The organism is Cryobacterium zhongshanensis (genome assembly GCF_022760445.1).
Taxonomy (GTDB): domain Bacteria; phylum Actinomycetota; class Actinomycetes; order Actinomycetales; family Microbacteriaceae; genus Cryobacterium; species Cryobacterium algoricola.
The window spans coordinates 784885-804663 of record NZ_JALGAR010000001.1 but is presented as its reverse complement, the minus strand read 5'-3'; the positions used below and the strand labels follow the sequence as shown (position 1 = coordinate 804663).

Below are 19779 nucleotides of genomic sequence, written 5' to 3'. Positions count from 1 at the left end.
TCGAGGTGTGCGGTCAAGATGTGAGGCGGTGCAGATGTAAGGCGGTGTCGCTATTGAAACTCAAACCACTGACACCGCCCGATTGTTCCGGTGATGCGGAACTCCGTCAGACGTAAAGTCGGAGATTTTCGCGCCACGCCGCAACTCCGGGCAGCGGATGCCGCGAGTCGCGAAAATCTCCGACGTTGCGTCGAGAGGGTGCGAGGCCCGGTCGGCCTCGCACCGTCCCTCATCGATAGGGCGTGGTCATCCGGTGCCGGAGTAGGTCCGCGTGCTGGCGTTCGAGAGCGCGCTCGCGTTCTTCGCGCACACGGCGAACCGCCTCCCAGTCGACGGATGCGACCGGGCGCGCCGGGCGCGGCCGCCGCCCCCACCGGATCAACGCGACACCCAGGTGCAGCGCCAGGCGATCGACCCGGCCGAGTGGCCGGAGCTGAGGCGCAACCGACTCCACTACGGATTCGGGTTCGGATGCGGACGGTGGTTCCGGTTCGTGCTGCGTGGGCAGCGGGTGGTCGTGGCGACCGGGATCGGTCGGCAAGGTTGTGGTCATGGTGATTGAGCCTCACTGTGACGGCGCGCAGGACGGATGCGAACGCATCCGTCTGCTGCACCGGCGGGGCCGCCGAAGCGGCACAAGAATGGACGTCGTCAGGTGTGCGACGTCAGGGAACGGGACTGATCCCGGGGCGCGCAAAGCGCCGACTGCGAGCGGGCATCGAGGGCGTCGCCACCGCAGAACCGGTGGTGGAAACTCGCGCCGGTCAGGCGGTAAAGACGCCGACGAGGCCGGCGGCGAGGCAGTTCACTGCGGAAAAGTTTGACTGAATCATGGGACGGCTCCTCTCGTCGTGTGGCGTTGCTGCCACGGTACCCGTCGTTCGCACGATCGCGCAAGGGAATCGGGAAAGGTGCACTGAATCCGTTACCTCAGGTCTCGGCAAGGCCCAGCTGCCGCAGAAGCCGGGGAAAGTCCGTGACTAGCGCGTTCCAGACGATCTGATAGTCCGTGTTCGCGTAGTCATGGGTGAGGTAATTCCGCATCGCACGCAACTCCGCCCACGCGACCTCCGGGTGTTTGTCCCGGTATGCGTCCGGCAACCGCTCGACCGCGGTTTGCAGGTCGATCACGATGGCCTTGGCCGCGAGTTGCTGAGTTCGGTCCGCCCGGTCGAAGAAGACCTCCCGGCCGCGAGCGGTGATGAGGCGCGCGTGACGCACGAGATCGCGGATGTCCGCGAGCAGCGCATCCGTGCGGTCGAATTCGTGGGTCATCGGGTCACGCTCACAGCGGCACCGCCTCGGCGACGGCACGATCGCGGATGCTGCCCTCGGCCCGGTCGCTCATCACGTCCACCCGCACGCCGAGAAGGTGTTCAAGATCGAGGACCAGGCCCGCCGCATCGAGGAGGGAGGCCTCGGGCGCGAATTCGACGAGGAGGTCGATGTCGCTGCCGGCGACATCCGTGCCCCGGGCGATGCTCCCGAAGACTCGTACATGGCCGGCGCGGCGGCGGGCGGCCAGCTCGAGCACGCGCTCGCGACCCCGCTGCAGCACGACCGATGGTCGCTCGGTAGTCGCGGCCAGGATGCGGGCAAGGGTTTCGGGGCGGGGTTGCACCCGACCGGACTCATAGGCGGAGAGATTCGGTTGCGGCACGTCGGCGCGCACGGCGAGCTGGCTCTGCGAGAGCCCGGCGCGCGTGCGTGCCTCGAGAATGCGCTCCGAGGTTGTCATGCCGCGAGTATAGCTCGCAGCTATATTGCCGCGATGGGCTGGTTACAGGGTCCTGCGCCCGCGCGCATCCACGGCCGCGCCGGTTTCGGCAGCCCGCGCCCATGTGCGCTCGCGCTCGCGCCGGTTTCGGCAAACCGCGCCCGCCGTTTCGGGCGCGGCCTGCGCAAACCGGCGGCGGCGACCTCGATGGCCCGGGCTAGTCGAGTCTCAGGTCTTCGAGCAGGTCCTCGAGAACCGACTCCTCTTCGACGCGCAGGCGCAGCTCCTCCATGGCGGCGGAGAGAGGGCTGTTCCAGGGAGTGTCGCCGACGCTTCCGGTGAACTCCGAGGTCGCCAGGCTCGACTCGCACGCGGCACGGTAGTCGGCCTCGCCGTATCGCCAGGGAGTCCACGGCACACTGCGGGCGACAGTGCGCGCGATCGCGACGCCGCCCGCATCGAAGTCGCCGTGATAGCGGAGCCGCGAACCGCCGTCGACGATTTGTGTGAGCAAGCGCAACGCTGCCGCCCCCGGTTGCCCGTTCACACACACGACCGGAACGAACCCGCCGCCAGCACCAGCCCCGAACCGGTCGGCCGCCGCCGCGATCACCGCAGGGTTCTCGCACACCGAGACCAGCGCCGGGGCCCGGCCGATGTCATCCACGGCGAGCTGCCGGTACGTCAACACGACGGGCTGGCCGGACTCGGCGAGCGCCGCCAGGGCACGGGCCGTCGGAGATGTCACGCCGCCGGGTAGCCCGAGCGCGAGCACGGTCGAGGACAGCTCATCCACGACGACACCCGACTGCTGCCACGCGTCGCGCCGCCACCGTGATCCGTTCCCGGCGGGTTGTCCGGTCGACGCCGCCGCGAGCCCGACCGCGATCGACCCGAGTGGACTCTTCGGGTCGAGCGCATGCGCGTCCCCGAACAGGCGCGCCGCGAGCACACCGAGGGCCTCCCCCTCCGCCGGCAGGGCGCGGGCGAGCACACCGAGGTGGAGGGTCATCGAGTGTGCGGCCGAAGCGGATGCCGTCGCTCGCCGCAGCGCGCCCGACCGGTTCACGCTGTCCACCCAGCCCGCGAGTTCGGGCCGTTCGACGGCGATCACGCGCAGGGTGTCGGCGACCTGCTGCCAGCTCGCCCGTTCCGCGCGCCGGACCTCGGGGCCCACGATCGGCCCGACGAGTTCGGTGACCGCCGAGACCAGCCCCGCGGGCCAGGCGTCCCGCCGCAGCAGGGCATCGAGCTGGTCGAGCGACACCGAAGCCGACGACCCGGAGCGCACGGGCCGGCCGACGAGCCGGGCCGCCGCCATCCGCTCGGTCGCACTCGCGCTCTGCTTCGTGACGATGCCCACGAGCGTGCCGGTTTGCTCGAGCCGGGAGCGCATGCGCGTCAGCAGCCATGCGGTGTCCGGGGTATCGAGCAGACGACGGATGCGCGCAACGGCTTCCGCGCTGACCTCGCCACCCGAGCCTGCCCCGGCCCCGACGTTCACAGAATCGCTCACCAGAGCCCTCCAGCCTCGGCCTCAGCGGCAGCGACACCGGCGTCGACGACGGCAGTGCGCCGTTTCCCGTCCCACTGCCAGCGCTGCACGTGCACGGCGTCGGTGCCGTCGAAACGGGTCAACTGCGAGATACCGAGCCCGGGCACCTCCGCGTAACAACCCCACTCGCGTTCGCTCGTCATCACGACGTCGAGGTCGAACTCGGCGAGCAGACCGAGGCAGCTCGCGCGCGAGTTGTCGTCGACACCCGCGAAGGCCTCATCGAGCATGATCATCCGCGGCGCATACGGGTTGGTCGCGGTGCGATAGTGCGAAGACGCCGCCGCGAACAGCGGGATGCTCGCGGCGAGCACCCGCTCACCGCCCGATGCCGGGCCGGTCGCCGACTTCCAGACGCCGCCCTGCTGCCGCTCGATGGTGAACCGGTGCCAGCGGCGGTAGTCGAGCGCCTCGCCGAGGTGGTCGTACCAGTTGCCGGCCTCGTCGGCGTCACGCACTTCCGCGATCCGGGCCTGCAGGAAGCCGCCCAGCGCAACTCGATCGGATTCGTCCCAGACATCCGCTGTGGTCGCGAGCAGGCGCCGGGCTTCGGTCAGCCCGGCAGGCCCGTCCGGGCGCGGTTTCCAGAGCACCCGCAGGATCATGCCCGTCGTGGTGGGCCTGGCACGGAGTTCCTCGTTGAGCTGAACGATCTGCCGGTCGGCGTCTCCGATCAGCTCGGACAGTTGCGCGCCGACCTCGGTCACGAGGTGTGACTGGATGATCTCGCGCTCCTTCGCGCTCAACAGCCGCAGGTGCTGCTCGATCTGCTCTCCGAGCTGCTCGCCGAGTTCCACGAGCAGCATCTCCCGTCCGCGGAAGGTCACGACCACGCGCACCCCGTCGTCGTTCGGATAGTAGGCTGCCTCGTGCCCGTGCCGGCCGAGCGAGCGTTGCAGGTCGGCGAACTCGGTGAACACCTGTGACTGCAGCCGGCTGTACTTCTCGTCGGAGGCGTCGACCTCGGGCAGCGCAGCCTCGATCGCGCGGGCGAGCTGCACCCCGCGGGTCACGGTCCAGTCGGTGTCTCCCCCGGCATCCGGTTCGACGACGGCCAGCGCGGCGAGGTCGGCCACTTGCACTAGGCCGAGCGCGGTCGTGCGCTGCAGTGCGGCGACGGCGGCGACCCGGTTCGCGGCCACGCGGTCCTGGTCCGCACGGATGCCGCGGAGCCGCTCCCCGAGACCGGCCTGCTTCTCGCCGTCCCGGCGAGCGCTCTCGCCGAGGCGGCCCAACGCGGCGCTGATCGATTTCAGCTCCGCGGCCACGGCGGCGACCCGCTCCCGGTAGCCTCGCACGTCGGCGCCGAGCTGCTGGCGCAGAGTCTCGAGGTAGCTGCCGGTGCGGGTGCGTTCGTCGGCGGCGGACCCGACCTCGGCCAGGGTCCGATCACGTTCGTCGCGGGCGGCCGTGAGCCGCGTTTCGGCGCGCCCGAGCCGACGCCCAGCGGATGCCCACCGCTCGGCCGCGTGCCAGAGCGCGGTGACCTGACGTTCATACTCCGACAGGGCGGAACCAAGCCCGCGGATCGCGTCCGGTCCCGTGGGGAGGTGGAGAGTGGCCGCATCCGCGGCGAGTTCGGCTTCCGCCTCGGCGAGCTCGCGGCGGGCACCGGCGGAACGAACGCGGGTCTCTTCGCGTTCGCTCGTGCGCTGGGCGACATGGTCGGCGGCACGTTCCGCGGACCGATCCGCCGTCTCGAGCGCGGTCGGGTACGGCACCGCGGCCTGCTCGCGTTCGATGACAGCGGACCGGGAGGCGATCCCGTCGAGGTCGATGGTCAGGCCCTCCTGCTCTGCGGAGATCGTATCGAGTTCGGCCCGCGCCTCGCGCAGCCGGTGTGTGCGGGCCGTTTCGCGTGCGCTCTCGCCGATGAACCGGGCCGTATCGACGGACCAAGCGCCGAACGCAGACCCCAGGCGGTACCGGCCGGTGAGGCTCACCCACACCGCGGGAGAGTCGTCGCCGATGCCGCGGGGCGATGAGCTGGCGGCGTCGGAGCGGGAGTCGGAATCGGCGCCGCCAGGGCTGGAGTCGTCACCCAGGCGGATCCCCCGCAACACCGCCTCGATCGTCTCCGCGGTCACGGCAGACCCCGCTGGCGGCTCCGCCACCAGCACCGACGCAAGTGTGCCGGCGGATGTCCCGGTGAGCGCCCCGTGCAGCAGTAACTGTCCGTCGCCGGGCTGACGCAGGTCCCCGTCAGGCAGCACGAGCGCCGTGAGCAGCCCACTGCCCTCGAGAGCGGCCTCGAGCCCGGCCCGGTGCTCCGCGCTGACCCCGTTGGAGAAACTCACCGCGCGCCACAGGGGAAGGGACCCCTCGGCCGGTGCGGTGCGGGTGTGCGGCAGGGTCGGTTCGACCGACTCGCCCTTCTCGAGCCCCGAAATCTCGGCGAGGAGCGCCGAGTGCCGGGTCGCGAGGTCGCCGATCCGGTGCTGAAGGTCGGCGCGCCGCCGTTCCAGCTCACCCTGCAGCCGCTGCGCATCCCAGCGCAGCGCAGTGCTCGCCGGGTTCTCGCCCGTGCGCAGGCGCACCCAGTCGGTGAAGGCGCCGAACGCGTCATCGGAAACGGCGAGCTCAGTGAGTGCGGCCAGTACGATCTCGACCTCGGAGACGTAAGCATCGACGGTGGCCTCGACCGCGGCATCCGCCACGGTTCGTTCGTCGGTCGCCTCCGCCAGCCGGGTCTCGGTTTCGGCCTCGCGCAGGTTCGCCGCGCCGAGGCGTGCCTCGGCCTGCTCCAGCACCGTGATCAGCGCAGAGACCCGGTCGAGGGACTCACGTAGCCGGGACACGCGGGCAGCGGTCGCGTTGCGCTCGCGCTCGAGGGCGGCCTCGAAGCCGGTGAAGCCGGCGGATGCCGCGCTGCCCGCCTGCTCCGCGGAGTCCCCGATACCGGTGACTCCGCCGAGCTCCGACGAGTCGCCGAATCCGGCGGATGCCACGGCCTCCGACGCGTCCGGACGGCCGCCGGCATCCGAGTCACCTCCGCCCTCCCGGCCGCGGCCGTCGTCTGCGTCGCTGGCGTCGTGTCCGCCGCGCGCGACGGGCCTGCCGGTCTCGTTCGGCACAATCCCGAGTCCCGCCGGGTCGTGCTCGATCCCGGCACCGACGGCCGCAGCGACCGCCCAAGCGCTGGCCTCACGGAAGTCGGTCGCGCCCGCCACGAACTCGGCCCGGTCGTCCGCCGCCTCGGTGTCGGCGCGAGTGAGGGCGGCATCCGCACGCTGAAGGCCGGCCTCCGCAAGTGCCGCGCGTTCCCCGGCGGCGGTCGCCGCGGCATCCGCCATGTGGAGCAGCCGCTCGCTCTCGGCGTGCACGCTGTCGCGCAGCGCCTCCTGCTCGGCCTCGAGGGCCCCATGCTCGGTGCGTCGTTCCGCGGTGGCCGCGGCGTTGGCGTTGAGTGACTCCCGCAGCCGTTCGAGCTCCGCGGTCACCTCAAGGATCGCCCGCCCGTACTTGTCGAAGTCGGACTGCTCGCGACGGGGGCCGACGGCCTGCCGCTTGAGCATCACCTGCGCATAGGCGCGGTAGTGCTGCAGGAACCCGTGGACCGCCTTCTGGGCGGCGGCGAGTTGCTGCACCTCGTCGCGTTCCTCGTCGAGCGAGCGCAGCCCGTCGGCGACGGACTTGATCACGTCGTCGCTGACCGGGGTCAGCGCGCGGGTCAGCGCCTCGGACAGGGCGGCCTCGCTCGGCTTCTTGGAGAGCTGCGGCGCGCGAATCTGCAGCAGCAGCTCGATCAGTTCGGCGTAGCGCCGCTCCCCGAGGCCGAAGAGCTTCGCGTCGACAGCCTGACGGTACTCGCCCTTGGTGTCGTAGACCCGGCCGCGGTCACCGAGAGCCTCGGCGAGGCGGTCACGCCCGAGCGCGAGCCGACTTGCGTCGATGAGGTCGAGCGTCTCCCCCACGCGCTGATCGGTCACGAAGAACCAGTGCCGGGTGATGCCGCGGCCCCGGGCCGCCTTGAGGCCCGCGGCGATCGTGACGTACTGCGCCCGGCCGGCCTCGTCGATGCGGCCGAACTCGAGCCAGCTGTAGCCGAGGCGTTCGCCGTTCGGGTGCTCGTCGCCGAGCAGCAGATTCCACTCCATGCGCTTCTGCCGGTCGCCGTCGGGTTCGACCCGCTGAGGCGAGAGGTCCCCGTCAAGGAGGAACGGCAGGGTCAGGGCGAGCACCTTCGACTTGCCGGCGCCGTTGTTGCCGCGCAACAGCAGGCGGCCGTCGACGAAGGGGAATTCCTCGTTGTCGTAGTAGAAGAGGTCGACGAGGCCCAGTCGCTGCGGCTGCCAACGCACGCTCGTCGGCACCGGCTGCGAGTCAGAGCGGAATGGTGCAACTGTGTCGAGGGTCACGACTGTCGAGCTCCCATGATTGTCGGTGCAGTGAGGGCGTATCGGGCCAGAGCGGGCAGCACACGGATGCTGTTCCCGTCCCGAGCGACGAGCCGAAGGGCACGGAGGCGGCCGAGAGCGGTCTCGACGAGGTCGGCCGCGTCATCCGCCGCGCCCTTCCGCCAGAACTTGGCGTAGTCGGGGGCGAGGGCGCGCACCTGGCCGACAAGGACGTCGACCGGGACTTCCGGTTCACCGCGTCGGGCCAGGAACTCGGCCAGGAGCAGGGTGACGTGTCCTTCGGTGCCCTTTTCGGGCATCCGCACGTCGCTGAGGTCGTCGTCGAAGTCGACCATGGCGATGCCCTCGAGGCGGATCTCGGCGACGAGTCCGGTGAACTCGGTGATGCGGCGGCAGATCGCGGCGCGCTGGCCGCGCAGGTAGGCGGTCTCGTCGTCGTCGAGCTCGTCGAGGTAGAGCACGGGGTCGTCGAGCAGACGGCGGGTGAGGCTGTGCCGCAGGCGCAGGTTGCGCAGGTCGGCGGTCGGGGCGGTGCCGCGGTCGCGCATGGCCGTGGTGCGTGCGCCGAGCGTGGTGGCGCCGATCGTCGACGGGCCGCGCCGGGTGACGAGCAGCTGGGAGAGCACCCGTCGGGACACGTCGTAGAGCGCGTCCCCGGTGTTCTGCACGAAGTCCGCCTCGTCGCCGGCGACCCGGGCGAGCACGCCCCATTCGAGCAGCAGTTGCACGGCGGCGACGAGGTCGCTGCGTTCCTCGCGGCTGCCGAGCTCGAAGACGAAGCCCGCCGCGACGAGCTCGGGCACCGTCGCGGCTACGAGCACCTGTTCGGCGAGGCGGCCGAGCGCGATCTGACTGTCGCTGCGCTCGAGCACCGAGAGGCTGAGCATCAGCAGCACGTACCGGCGGCGCGAGAACGGCACCCCGCCGCGGCGGGCTGCGAACGGATGCGTCGCATCCGTCACGGAGGCCGGCTCCCGGTCGAGCCGCACGACCTCGCTGTCGACATGCAGCGCCCAGCCGGTGTTGATGTCGAACCACTCGGCGAGGTCGCCCGCGTGCCGCCGCACGAGGCGGTAGCGCTCTTCGTCGGTCGAGCGGATCAGGGGCGTGCGCAGCAGCATCCGGGCCGCCCGCTGCCGGTCGTCGACCGCCGAGACGCTCATGACACCTCCACGAACACGTCGGCGTCAGCGTCAGCGTCAGCGTCAGCGTCAGCGTCAGCCCCGGCGTCGGCGTCGGCGCCAGCCCCGGCGTCGGCGTCAGCGTCTCTCCCCGCGTCGGTGTCAGTATCAGCATGGGCGTCGGCGGCGTGCGCGCCGGTCGGCCGTGTCTCGTCCTCCGCCATCAGGTCGGTGATGCGCACGAGGTGGTCGGGACCCCAGAGCGTGCCGCGCTCGGTCTCGAGGGCGACGAAACCGGCATCCGGCAGCTCGGTCAGCTCGATGCTCATGGTGCCGTCTGTCGAAGCGGTGCGGATGGGCCCGCCGTCCGGCGGGCGCGCGACGAGCGCATCGCCGAGCAGGGTGAGGAACAGACCGAAGGCGGTGCTGTCGAGCCCGGCGAGCGCGCTCAGCTCGACCGTGCCGTCGGTCGCGAGGCGCTTCCGCGCTGCGGCGATCTGCTCCGCCTGTTGACGCACCTGCAGCGCGATCAGTGCCCGCGCCGCCGACCGGTCGATGACCTGATTCGGCCGGCCCTTGCGCTCGTAACTGCCGGTTCGGCGCAGCTGCGGCGAGATCTCGATCGCGGGCGCATCCGCCCACGGCGCCCCGACGAGCGCGGCGTTGTCGCTCCAGTGCGCCCAGGTCGCCGAGTCGACCGTGAGGTGCCGCGCGGAGTAGAGGCCGAACGCGGCCCGGGCGAGCCGGTGCCGGTCGTCGTCGTCGGGCGCTTCCTGGAACCACTGCGCGAGACGCAGGTAGTCAGTTGACCGGTCGGAGCGGCCCGAGCGCCTCGCGTTGACGGCGCGCACGGCGTCGAGCAGGGCCGGGATCGCGGCGAGCGCGGCCATCCGCAGCAGCTTCGCCTGGCTGTCCCTGCCGTGGCTCGAAAGAAACCACGACCGCAGCCCCTCCCATCGGTTTGCCCAGACGCCGTAGTGACGCGCCGACTCGGCGAGGGCGCCGTGGCCGCCGGGTCCGTCGGCATGCTCGGTGTGAACGGCATGCTCGGCATGGTCGGGATCGGGAACCTGAACGAGGGCATCGCTCGCCTCGCGTTCGGCGAGCGCACGGAGGGCGTGGTTGACCGCCGCCCTGTCCACACCGCCGAGCAGGGTCGCGATCTGCGGTCCGCGCACCGTGAGGTCCTGGATGAAACGTTCGAGGTAGTCGACGAGTCGCGACTTGTAGGCGACGAAGGCCGCCTCGTCGGTGTCGGTGAGGTCGATCGTGCGCTGCAGTGAGGCCATGAACGCGCTCGCGTTGTCGGCGAGTTCGGTGAACCGCACCGTGAGCGCGGCGAGGGTCTGGTGCAGCTTGCCGAGGTCCTGAGTGTCGGCGCCGACCAGCGTCACGAACTCGTGCAGGGTGACCGCGATGTCTTCGAGGGCGACGCTCTGCAGCGCGCCGCGGCGGCCGAGATTCTCTTCGAACCGTTCCACGGCGCGTTCGGCAGCCTCGCCCGCCTGGCTCAGCTGGAACAGGTGGCGCTTGCGGTAAAAGTCCTCTACCTGCACGACACGTCCAGTGTCGGGGGACGCGAGCAGGTTGCCCCAGCCGACGAGGGAATCGAGGGCCGCGGTCACAGCCTCGATGGTGAGGTCCTCTGGCGCAGGGCCTTTCGCAGTGGTCGTACCCGCGGCCGGATCGGCGGCTGGGCCCGGGGTCGATCTCGCAGCATCCGCCGCAGCATCGCGACGCAGCTGGCCGAGCACGTCGTCGGGGCGCAGGTGCACCTGAAATCGTTCCTTGGCGGTCACGAAGGTGCCGAGCACTCGGCGGTAGGTGTCGCTGTTCTGCGCGTTGAGGTGGCTGAACACGCTGAACGACTCGGCGATCTCGCCTTCGGCAGAAACGATGCTCACCTCCCCTGGACTCGGCACAGTTCAGAACGACTCGTCACGCCGCGCAAACGACAGACCCTCATTCATCATGCAGCATCCCACCGACATCGGCGATCGCCCAACAGTCCCCGGCCAAACGGGCCGGCGTCACCTTCACGAGAGACAGTTGACAGAGGTGACACCGAAGCTAGGCTTGGTTGACAGAGATGACAACCGATGGCTCACCGGGAGGACTCACGATGACACCCGATGCCGAAGCGCAGACACCCCCCGGGGAGCGCCACTCCCGCACGCTGATGCTCACCGACTACCAGGCCGAGCTTCTGACCGAGATTGCGAAACGTCTTCCCGACCGTCTCGAAGCATCCGTCGCCGGTAACGCTCGCACCGTGGCGGAACGAATGGTCGCCACGGTCCCCGGGACAAGCATCTGGCAGGAGAAGATCGGTCCCTTCTATGAGGCCCCGGCGATCGCGAAGTGGAAGGGCGTCAGCCGCCAGCACGTCCACAAGCTGAGGAACCAGGGCGTGCTGCTCGCCGTGCAGACGGCGGATGCGAAGACACTCCTTTTCCCGGCATGGCAATTCGGCCCCGGCGGCGAGCCACTTCCCCACCTGAGGCAAGTGATCGAGGCGTTGCTCCCCGCCGCCCGTGACGAGTGGTCGCAGGCGCTCTGGCTGAACGTGAAGACACCCCGGTTCGGCGGCCGTTCCGCGGCGGACCTGTTGAAATCGAACGAGCTGGGACCGGTTCTCGACGCCGCGCGCAATGATGCCGCTCGGCTTGTACCGTGAGCCGCGAGGCGACTTTTCAGTCCGATCCGCTTCCGGGCCGCGACTTCACCGGCTTCCCGGCAGTACATACCCGGGGAGCGGAACGGAAATACCGTTCCCACTCGATCGGGCGTGGAGCCTGGTTCTTCGCGTCCGCGCCCGGCGGCCCGGGCGCAGGTCGCTTCGATCTGGCCCCACCACTCGGCACGTGTTATCTCGCCGACACCGTGGCCGTTGCCGTCCGCGAGCGCCTGGGCCCCAGCTACGCTGCATCCGGCATGGTGCCCCGCTGGGCCGCGGAGGAATTCCAGGTCACCGAGCTCGACCTCAGCCCAGGCAAGAAGTGTGCCGACGTCGCCGCGGCGGACGCCGCCACGTTCGGTGTCACCCGTGAATTGAGCACCATGGACAGCTACGGCATTCCGCAACAGTGGGCGGCCCTGTTCGAGTCGCTCGGCTTCGACGGCATCCGGTACCCCGCACGATTCAGCACCGGCTACTCGCCTGATGCGTGGGCCTTGTTCGGCCCTGCCGGGCCTCGATCGTGGCCGACCTATGCAGTCATCGACGGAGTCGCCGCCTCTGAATCGAGCGGCTTCTCCGTCTACTCGCCGCCCGCATCCGCCGCGGGCTTGAGCGTGAGCCTTCCGCCCGGCGTGACCTAGAGTGCCGCGGCGCACAGTCGGAGATTCTCGCGACACGCCGCGTTTCCCGGCAGCGGATGCCGCGAGTCGCGAAAATCTCCGACATAACGTTCCGCCGGTCCCCCGGTTCAGTCCTGCGCGACCGCGCCCTTCCGTTTCCGGAAGGCGATCATGTTCATCCGGCTGCCGCAGCGCGCGCTGCAGAAGCGCTTGGACCCGTTGCGCGAGAGGTCCAGGATCAGGCCGGCGCAGTCATCCGCTTCGCAGCTGCGCAGCCGCCGCATCTCGTCCATCCGGATCACGTCCATCAGGGCCAGCGAGGCTTCCACGCGCAGGCGTTCGCCGAGCGGGGCATCGGGCGTAGTCGCGTGCAGGTGCCAGTCGGACGCGTCGTGCCGGGCGAGGTACGGCATGGCCCGAGCCTCGGCGAGCATGGCGTTGACCTGGAGCGCCGCGGCGTCGCGGTCAAGGGTCCAGACGAGCCGCACCTCGTCGCGGGCGCGCAGCACGTCGAGCCGCTCGCGCTCGTCGCCGTCGATGCGGCCGGAGAAGGGGTACCCGGCGATGAAGTCGGCGAGCTGGTCGAGGGTCGCGAGCTCATCCGTGCCGCTCCGGGAGGCCGCGGGATCGGTATTGCCGAGGTCAACCGCGAACTCGAGAGACTCCACAGTGTCATGGGCAAACTGCATGTTGACTCCTAACCCGACCATCGCCTAACGTTATGGTCATACCCAATTGTAGACCGTAACAGTGCACGCGGTGGTTGTGCGCGGCAGTCCAGCACCGCAGTCAAGCACCGCAGTCAAGCTCGGCAGCATCACCCTGCCGCAGCGCGCGGCAACAGAGCGCGCGACAGAAGCAGCCAGCCACAGACAACCGAAGGAGTCCCATGAAGATCTCGTCCCCCTCCGCGGGTCTCGTCGTGGCGGTCATCGCGTCGCTCTCCTTCGGCACCTCCGGCGCGTTCATCAAGCCCCTGCTCGAGGCCGGCTGGTCCCCGAGCGCCGCCGTCACCGCACGCGTGCTCCTCGGCGGGCTCGTGCTGCTGCCGCTCGCCCTGATCTCGTTGCGCGGATCCTGGCCCGCCCTGTGGCGGGCACGGTGGCGCGTGCTCGCGATGGCCGTCGCCGGCGTCGCGTCCACCCAGTTCTTCTACTTCGCGGCAATCCAGACCATTCCCGTGGCCACGGCCGCGCTCATCGAACTCCTCGCGCCGCTGCTTCTGGTCGGCGTCGTCTGGGTGATGACCCGGCGCATCCCGCACGCCCTGGTTCTGGTCGGCTCGCTGTTCGCCGTCGGCGGGCTCGTGCTCGTGGTCGGCCCCGGCGCGATTCGCGCCGTCGACCCGCTCGGCCTCGCCTTCGCCGCCTGCGCCATGGTCGGCTGCGCGATCTACTTCGTGATCGCCGCCCGCCCGAGCGACGGACTGCCACCGGTCGGGTTCGCGGCCGCGGGACTCGTGCTCGGCGGCCTCGTACTCGGCGCGCTGGGCCTCACCGGCGTTCTCCCGCTCGCCGCGACGTTCGGCCCGGTGCCGCTCGCGGGCACCGCCCTGCCGTGGTGGGTGCCGCTCGTGATCGTCGCGGTCGTGAGCACCGCGCTCGCCTACGTCTCCGGAATCACCTCGGCCGAGGCCCTCGGCTCGAGGCTCGCCTCCTTCGTCTCGCTGCTCGAGGTTGTCTTCGCCGCCCTGTTCGCCTGGCTGCTGCTCGGCGAACAGCTCACGCCCCTCCAGCTCCTCGGCGGCGCGCTCATCCTCGGAGGCATCGCGGCCGTGCGGGCCGCGGGCTCGGAAACCGCCGTTCCCGCCGCGCTCGACCTGCTCGTCCCGCTGCCCGCCATGGTCGACGCCGGGGTCGTCGAGCCGGCACCGGCCCACGAATACCGAGGCTGACGAGCACCTCCGAGCGGATGCGGCCCGTCCCCGCCGGCGTCCGGCTCACCGGCTGCGCCGCATCCGTTTGCCCCAAGCCCGCGCCGGTTTCGGCAGCCCGCGCCCGCTTAGCCCCAAGCCCGCGCCGGTTTCGGCAGCCCGCGCCCGCCGTTTCGGGCACGGGCTGCCGAAAGGGGTGCGGATGCGAGCGGATGTCGCCAGGCGCCGCCGGCATCCGCTCACCTGCTCCGCCGCATCCGCTCACCCCACGCCCGCGCAGGTTTCGGCAGCCCGCGCAGGTTTCGGCAGCCCGCGCAGGTTTCGGCAGCCCGCGCCCCGTTCGCCCCGCGCCCGCGCCGGTTTCGGCAGCCCGCACCCGCCGTTTCGGGCGCGGTTTGCCGAAAGGGGTGCGGATGCGAGCGGATGTCGCCGGGCGCCGCCGGCATCCGCTCACCTGCTCCGCCGCATCCGCTCACCCCACGCCCGCGCAGGTTTCGGCAGCCCGCGCCCCGTTCGCCCCGCGCCCGCGCCGGTTTCGGCAGCCCGCGCCCCCTTCGCCCCACGCCCGCGCCGGTTTCGGCAGCCCGCGCCCCCTTCGCCCCGCGCTCGCGCCGGTTTCCGCACACCGCACCCGCCGTTTCGGACGCGGGCTGCCGAGACGGGCGCAGGTCCCGCCCGCCAGGCCTACAGTTCCTTCCGCTTGAACGCCGCGACCGCGAGCGCGACCAGGGCCGCAGCCAGCAGCAGTGCCGTGCACACCGGCCAGAACGTTTCGACGGACTTCCCGAGCGCGAGCGAGGTCGGCACGCCGGTCAGCGCGGCCGGCGAATAGGTACCGAGCGGCGTCCACAGTGCGGCGATCGACACGAGCGCGTACGCGCCCAGGCCTGCGCCGGCGGCTCCCGCCGTGGGGCTGATCAGCACGGAGAACAGGGTCATCAGGGCGACGAACAGGATGCCGAACACCAGCCAGGCGAGCGACGCCGACCAGAGCGCCCCTCCGGGAGCCTCGCCGAAGACGATCGCCGTGCCTCCCCAGGTGACGAGCGTGCCCGCGACCACGAGCACCGCGAGGAACGCCGAGTGCACGGTGACCTTGGCGAGGATGAACGCGCCCCGCGACACCGGCTTGGTCAGCACGAGCACCGCGGTGCCGCTGCGCCGCTCCGAGGAGACGATGCCGCCGTAGACGATGATCAGAGCGAACAGCACGATCTGGGACAGGTTCTTGATCCAGCCGGTGTAGGCATCCGCGTAGGTCGGGTCGGGCAGCGTGAACTGACCGAGCTGGTCTGCGGCGACCGCACGGAGGATCTCTGGCGTGAACCGGGCCATCACCGGCCCGGTCAACGCGAAGAACAGCACGATGCCCGGGAGCACCCAGAGTCGCCAGGTCCGCACGATCTCGAGAAACTCCTTGCGCGCGAACGCCGCGAATCCCCTCATCGTGCTCCCCCTCCGACCAGGCTGACGAAGACGTCTTCGAGGCCCAGCTCACCGGCATCCATGCGGCAGAGCCCGGTGTGTCTCCCGGCGACGAGCACCGGAATGGCCAGGCGGGCCGCGTCCATGTCGGTGACCGTGATTTCGAGGGCGCCGGTCGGGCCCACGGCAACGGATGCCGCCCACGGCTCTCGGGAGATGTCCTGCGCGAGGTCGCCCGCGGCATCCGTCACCTCGAGGATCACCTTGCGTTCGGCGTACCGGGAGGTGAGCTCCTGGATCGGCCCGTGCGCCACCACGCGACCGCGGTCGAGAATGGCGACGGTGTCGCAGACCCGCTCCACGTCGGCGAGGATATGCGTCGAGAAGAATACGGTGGTGCGCCCGCGCAGCGAGGTGAGCATGTCGAGCACGTCGCGGCGTCCCATCGGGTCGAGGGCGCTCGTCGGCTCGTCGAGGAGGAGCAGCTCGGGCGCGTTGATCAGCGCCTGGGCCACGCCGAGGCGCTGCTTCATGCCGCGGGAGTACCCGCCGATCGCGGTGGTCACGTCGGTCAGTCCGGCGAGGCCGAGAAGCATGCCGACACGGTCATCCAGGGTGCGCCGGTCGATCGAGAAGAGTCGGCCGACGAATCGGAGGAATTCCTCGGCGGTCATCCAGTCGTAGAAGCCGGGCACGTCGGGGAGGAAGCCGATCCGGGCCCGGATTGAGTCGTCGACCGCCGTGACGTCGTGCCCGAGGATCTGCACGACGCCGCTCGTGGGCCGGGCGAGCCCGGTCAGCATCCGGAGCAGCGTGGTCTTGCCGGCGCCGTTCGGGCCGAGGAACCCGAAGATCGAGCCCTCCTCGACCTCGAGGTCGACGCTGTCGAGGGCGCGGTGCTCGCCGTAGGTCTTGGTCAGGCCGCTCGTGCGGATCGCGAGACTCATCGAGTGCCGGCTTCACTCCGCGGGTCGGTGCCCGGCCGCTCGATGGGGTCGCTGCGTGACCCGTAGAGCGCGTCGGCGACGGCGTCGGGGCTGGTCGACGGCGGGCGGGGCGCCGAGGCTGCCGCATCGAGCACCGCGGGCTTCCGGGCCACCACCAGGTAGAGGATGGCGCCGATCAGGTTGGCGAGCAGGATCACGGCCAGCCACACCCACTTGTTGCCGGTGAGCACCCGGTCGGCGGGCCGCCGGTACAGGTCGACCAGGGCGATGACGTCGAGCGTGACCTGGATGACCGCCATCACCGCGATCACGATCCACGCCCACCCGGGGAGTGACGACAGAGGAATATTCATGACACGGAACCCTTCTTCGAGGCCGAGGCGAAGTCACGGCGCTGTTCGGCGGCGCGACCGCTTCGGGATACGGCAACGAGCAGCCCCAACGGCAGCACGAGAGTGAGGCCCAGGCCGATCAGCGTCGGCCAGATTCCGGTGCCGCCCTGCACCGAGTACAGGGTCTGCAGCATGCTGACGAGAGCGACCAGCGCGAGCGCGAGGCTCCCAGCGGATGCGGCGACGCGGTTCCACGCCGGACGCCCGGCCAGGTGCACCCAGGCCGCGGCGAGCAGCGGCACCACAATGAATCCGGTCAGGATCAGCAGATTGGCGGTGCGGCTCGAGTAGCCGTCCGGTTCCCCGGTGGCTCCCCAGTGCGAGGGAACGGTGTCGGGCAGGCCGGCCCAGGTCACGGCTGCGAGGATCGCGAACGCGACCCCGGCGAGGACCGGTGCGGCGAGCGTTGCTGTGACCACGCGTGCGGGTGCCTCGGCGAACGGCTCGTCCTCGTCGTCCGGCCGGATCAGGTGCGCCCGTACAGCGAGCGCGGCGAAGTTGAGCGTCCAGCCGATGCCGAGCGCCTTCGGCACGAGGATGCTCGGATCGCTGGGATCCCAAGACCGGCTCGCGAACCGTTCCGACGTGGGCTGGCGGGTGTCATACGGAACGCCGAGGAACCGGCCGGCCCGGTGGGTGCGCGGCACTCCCTCGGCGCTCCCGGCGGTGAGGTCCCGACGGCCGCGAGCGGCAGCATCCGTGCCCCCGTCGCGGTCTGGGCCGGATTCGGAACCACGGTCGGTGTCGAAGTCGCCGTTGACGTCAGAGTCGCGATCGTCGGTCGTATAGGCGCGCGCGAGCGCCTCGGGCTCGCCAAGCTCGGCGAGCACCCGGCGCACCTCGTCTCCGCTGCGACCGGTCCCGTCGAGGCGATGCTCGACGTGCGCGAGCAGCTCGGCGAGCGCGTCCGCGTCGATGTCGATGCGCAGTCGCACCGCGGCGGCGCGCAGGCGGTCGAAGTAGTCGTCGAGCAGCACGGCTGCCCCGACGGGCGGGAGTCCGTCGCCGGGTAGCGGTTCGGAGTTGTCACGCATGGGTCGCGTCCTTTCCCAACAGGTCGGTCATGTCGGCGCTCATCGCGGTCCAGACCTTGGTCATCGAGACGAAGGCCCGCTCACCCGCAGGCGACAGCCGGTAGTACTTGCGCGGCGGGCCGACGGGCGATTCCTGCCACTCCGAGGTGATCAGGCCGCTCTTCTTCAGCCGGTTCAGCAGCGGGTACGCGGTGCCGGCGCTGATCGCGAGGCCCGGGTACCGGACGAGCCGGTCGACGATCTCGGCACCGTAGGCCTCGCCCCGGTGCAGCAGCGCGAGCACGGCCAGCTCGACGACGCCCTTGCGCAACTGAGACGGAGTCGCCTCGCCCTCGATCGCCATCGTGCCGCCTCGAATCCTGTACCTTGTGAAACCCGGTTGCTTGTTATGCCAACTACAAGGTAACACACGTTACCGTCGCCGGATAGGCGATTGCCTTTCGACCTCCCGCGTGACCACGCTTCTCCCCCGCGGCCGCGGCGGTTTCGGCAGCCCGCGCCCCTTTCACCCCACGCCCGCGCCGGTTTCCGCAGCCCGCGCCCGCCGTTTCGGGCGCGGCCTGCCGAAACACGCGCGGGCCCGAGCGGATGCGGGCCCGACGCGAGCGCCACGCCTCGCCAGCGCCGCGCCTCGCCACCCCGTACCTCGCGCGCCGCGCGCCGCGATTGCAGTCGGATCGTCCATATCCGCAGGTCTCCGAGCCTGACGATCACGCCGCCGCCCGCGATACGTTTCGGGTGTTCCACTGCACGAGCCTGTCAGTGACGACGAGACCCTGGAGGGCGTGCCCGTGTCGAAAGCAGCAAGTGGGGACATCCCGGCTCATCTGCCAGCCCGGCTGGTGATCACCCTCTGGGACTTCTCCTGGTACACCCAGGCCGGCCCGGGCGAACCGTTCGCGGATCTCGACCGCGCCTTCGCCGAAGCCGGGGAGCGCGGCTACAACACCGTGCGTATCTGCGCCGCACCCCTCTACTTGTTCGGGCCGAACGCGCTGCCCGCCGACCTCGCGATCTCGGGTTTCGGTCCCCGTCCGGGCGGGGGCTCCTTCGGCGACGGCACCCGCTGGTACAACGTGACCGGCGGCTACTCGGTGCCCCTGCTGCAGAGGCTCCTCGCTCTCTTCGAGGCCGCCCGCCACCACGGTTTCGTTGTCATCCTGTCGTCGTGGGAGTACCAGCAGTCACCCGCGTTCGCAGCCGACGACCGCTGGTGGCGAGCGATCGACGCCGTGCCGTTCGCCGAGCGGATGGACGCGCTTGCCTCGGCGAACATCACGCTGCTGCACGTCCTGGACGACAATGGGTATCTCGATCTGGTCGCCTTCCTCGAGCTCCACAACGAGGTCGATTTCTCCCGGGTTCCCACCGGCGGCGCCACGCTGGAGCGGGCCGTGCAGACGGTCTCCCGGCAGTTCCCCGGCATCCTGACCACGGTCAGCTACGGCAAGCCGCCGCACCCCGACTGGGAGTCGCTGCCGGCAGGCCTGCAGGTCGGCCAGTTCCACATCTACGCCTACGGGGTGCTGGATGCGCTGCAACAGACGATCGACATCCGCGGTTCGGGCACGGAAGACTTCCCGAACACGGCCCTGCGCGGGCTGCTCCGCCCGGGCGCACCCGCCTGGGCCGACGCCGGCCGGCCGGAGGGCTGGCGGTTCGACGCGACCGTCGTGACCGACCAGATGCTCTACGGCTACGACAACGTCGACCCGGACGGCTGGGACCTCTGGCTGTACGACCGCTATGCCCCTTTCCGAGAGCGGATGTACGGCGAGATCCGGTCGCGGGTCGCGGCCGCCGCCGCGTGGGGCCGGGAGCACAGCACGCCGGTCGTCTTCGGCGAGGGCTGGGTCGGTTACACGCCACTGCACGCCGGTTTCGAAGAGGGTCCGGTCGGGAAGGACCTCGCCGAGACGGGGCTGCACGCCGCCGTCGACAGCGGGGCCTGGGGTGCGGTGCTGTCCTCGAATGCCGCTCCGCAGCATCCGCTCTGGGCGGATGTCGCGTGGCAGCGCCGTGCCTCGGCGATCCTCCTCGGGTAGCCGGTTCCCTGG

The 19779-nt window shown here is 70.7% G+C and carries 17 protein-coding genes; 4 read left to right on the top strand and 13 right to left on the bottom strand.

What is annotated here, in order from left to right:
• Positions 1-229: 229 nt before the first annotated feature.
• The 7 genes from MQH31_RS03755 to MQH31_RS03725 form a co-directional block, all read right to left on the bottom strand.
• Positions 230-553: a hypothetical protein gene (locus MQH31_RS03755; RefSeq protein ID WP_243010966.1), complete on the bottom strand. Its 324-nt coding sequence runs from the start codon at positions 551-553 to the stop codon at positions 230-232.
• Between the two features lie 377 nt (positions 554-930).
• The gene (locus MQH31_RS03750; protein ID WP_243010965.1) at positions 931-1275 is read right to left on the bottom strand and encodes a HepT-like ribonuclease domain-containing protein; all 345 of its coding nucleotides are present in this window, start codon (positions 1273-1275) and stop codon (positions 931-933) included.
• Between the two features lie 10 nt (positions 1276-1285).
• Complete coding sequence (locus MQH31_RS03745) at positions 1286-1738, bottom strand: helix-turn-helix domain-containing protein (RefSeq protein ID WP_243010964.1); 453 nt, start codon at positions 1736-1738, stop codon at positions 1286-1288.
• Positions 1739-1934: 196 nt separating this feature from the next.
• Positions 1935-3233 (bottom strand): TIGR02679 family protein, encoded by a 1299-nt coding sequence (locus MQH31_RS03740; protein WP_243010963.1) that lies wholly within the window; start codon positions 3231-3233, stop codon positions 1935-1937.
• A complete protein-coding gene (locus MQH31_RS03735) occupies positions 3230-7630 on the bottom strand; it encodes a TIGR02680 family protein (RefSeq protein ID WP_243010962.1) in 4401 nt (1466 codons plus the stop codon). Before MQH31_RS03735 ends, MQH31_RS03740 begins: the two co-directional genes overlap by 4 nt.
• Positions 7627-8793, bottom strand: a complete 1167-nt coding sequence (locus MQH31_RS03730; RefSeq protein WP_243010961.1) for a TIGR02678 family protein — start codon at positions 8791-8793, stop codon at positions 7627-7629. Before MQH31_RS03730 ends, MQH31_RS03735 begins: the two co-directional genes overlap by 4 nt.
• A complete protein-coding gene (locus MQH31_RS03725) occupies positions 8790-10655 on the bottom strand; it encodes a TIGR02677 family protein (protein WP_243010960.1) in 1866 nt (621 codons plus the stop codon). Before MQH31_RS03725 ends, MQH31_RS03730 begins: the two co-directional genes overlap by 4 nt.
• A gap of 185 nt (positions 10656-10840) precedes the next feature.
• Between MQH31_RS03725 and MQH31_RS03720 the strand changes: the two genes are divergently transcribed.
• Together MQH31_RS03720 and MQH31_RS03715 are read left to right on the top strand one after the other, a co-directional pair.
• Complete coding sequence (locus tag MQH31_RS03720) at positions 10841-11428, top strand: hypothetical protein (RefSeq protein ID WP_243010959.1); 588 nt, start codon at positions 10841-10843, stop codon at positions 11426-11428.
• Positions 11425-12072, top strand: a complete 648-nt coding sequence (locus tag MQH31_RS03715) for an RES family NAD+ phosphorylase (protein WP_243010958.1) — start codon at positions 11425-11427, stop codon at positions 12070-12072. Before MQH31_RS03720 ends, MQH31_RS03715 begins: the two co-directional genes overlap by 4 nt.
• Before the next feature lie 107 nt (positions 12073-12179).
• Here MQH31_RS03715 and MQH31_RS03710 read toward each other — a convergent pair whose 3' ends face one another.
• Positions 12180-12740, bottom strand: a complete 561-nt coding sequence (locus MQH31_RS03710; RefSeq protein ID WP_243010957.1) for a CGNR zinc finger domain-containing protein — start codon at positions 12738-12740, stop codon at positions 12180-12182.
• 200 nt (positions 12741-12940) lie between these two features.
• Between MQH31_RS03710 and MQH31_RS03705 the strand changes: the two genes are divergently transcribed.
• On the top strand, positions 12941-13945 hold the full coding sequence (locus MQH31_RS03705; RefSeq protein WP_243010956.1) for a DMT family transporter: 1005 nt from the start codon (positions 12941-12943) through the stop codon (positions 13943-13945).
• A gap of 663 nt (positions 13946-14608) precedes the next feature.
• Here the strand turns inward: MQH31_RS03705 and MQH31_RS03700 are convergent.
• The 5 genes from MQH31_RS03700 to MQH31_RS03680 are packed head-to-tail and all read right to left on the bottom strand — an operon-like array spanning position 14609 to position 18065.
• Positions 14609-15370: an ABC transporter permease gene (locus MQH31_RS03700; RefSeq protein WP_243010955.1), complete on the bottom strand. Its 762-nt coding sequence runs from the start codon at positions 15368-15370 to the stop codon at positions 14609-14611.
• Complete coding sequence (locus tag MQH31_RS03695; protein ID WP_134535711.1) at positions 15367-16296, bottom strand: ABC transporter ATP-binding protein; 930 nt, start codon at positions 16294-16296, stop codon at positions 15367-15369. Before MQH31_RS03695 ends, MQH31_RS03700 begins: the two co-directional genes overlap by 4 nt.
• Positions 16293-16649, bottom strand: a complete 357-nt coding sequence (locus tag MQH31_RS03690; protein WP_243010954.1) for a PLD nuclease N-terminal domain-containing protein — start codon at positions 16647-16649, stop codon at positions 16293-16295. The genes MQH31_RS03695 and MQH31_RS03690 overlap by 4 nt, the downstream gene beginning before the upstream one ends.
• On the bottom strand, positions 16646-17722 hold the full coding sequence (locus MQH31_RS03685) for a DUF1648 domain-containing protein (protein WP_243010953.1): 1077 nt from the start codon (positions 17720-17722) through the stop codon (positions 16646-16648). The genes MQH31_RS03690 and MQH31_RS03685 overlap by 4 nt, the downstream gene beginning before the upstream one ends.
• Positions 17715-18065, bottom strand: coding sequence for a PadR family transcriptional regulator (locus tag MQH31_RS03680; RefSeq protein WP_243010952.1), 351 nt, complete (start codon positions 18063-18065; stop codon positions 17715-17717). Before MQH31_RS03680 ends, MQH31_RS03685 begins: the two co-directional genes overlap by 8 nt.
• 448 nt (positions 18066-18513) lie before the next feature.
• Between MQH31_RS03680 and MQH31_RS03675 the strand changes: the two genes are divergently transcribed.
• Positions 18514-19767 (top strand): cellulase-like family protein, encoded by a 1254-nt coding sequence (locus tag MQH31_RS03675; protein WP_243010951.1) that lies wholly within the window; start codon positions 18514-18516, stop codon positions 19765-19767.
• The last annotated feature ends 12 nt before the right edge of the window (positions 19768-19779 follow it).

Coding starts and splice junctions, on each gene's coding strand:
- MQH31_RS03755 (WP_243010966.1), bottom strand. CDS start 553: ATGACCACAACCTTGCCGACCGATCCCGGTCGCCACGACCACCCGCTG.
- MQH31_RS03750 (WP_243010965.1), bottom strand. CDS start 1,275: ATGACCCACGAATTCGACCGCACGGATGCGCTGCTCGCGGACATCCGC.
- MQH31_RS03745 (WP_243010964.1), bottom strand. CDS start 1,738: ATGACAACCTCGGAGCGCATTCTCGAGGCACGCACGCGCGCCGGGCTC.
- MQH31_RS03730 (WP_243010961.1), bottom strand. CDS start 8,793: ATGAGCGTCTCGGCGGTCGACGACCGGCAGCGGGCGGCCCGGATGCTG.
- MQH31_RS03720 (WP_243010959.1), top strand. CDS start 10,841: ATGACAACCGATGGCTCACCGGGAGGACTCACGATGACACCCGATGCC.
- MQH31_RS03710 (WP_243010957.1), bottom strand. CDS start 12,740: ATGCAGTTTGCCCATGACACTGTGGAGTCTCTCGAGTTCGCGGTTGAC.
- MQH31_RS03705 (WP_243010956.1), top strand. CDS start 12,941: ATGAAGATCTCGTCCCCCTCCGCGGGTCTCGTCGTGGCGGTCATCGCG.
- MQH31_RS03700 (WP_243010955.1), bottom strand. CDS start 15,370: ATGAGGGGATTCGCGGCGTTCGCGCGCAAGGAGTTTCTCGAGATCGTG.
- MQH31_RS03695 (WP_134535711.1), bottom strand. CDS start 16,296: ATGAGTCTCGCGATCCGCACGAGCGGCCTGACCAAGACCTACGGCGAG.
- MQH31_RS03690 (WP_243010954.1), bottom strand. CDS start 16,649: ATGAATATTCCTCTGTCGTCACTCCCCGGGTGGGCGTGGATCGTGATC.
- MQH31_RS03685 (WP_243010953.1), bottom strand. CDS start 17,722: ATGCGTGACAACTCCGAACCGCTACCCGGCGACGGACTCCCGCCCGTC.
- MQH31_RS03680 (WP_243010952.1), bottom strand. CDS start 18,065: ATGGCGATCGAGGGCGAGGCGACTCCGTCTCAGTTGCGCAAGGGCGTC.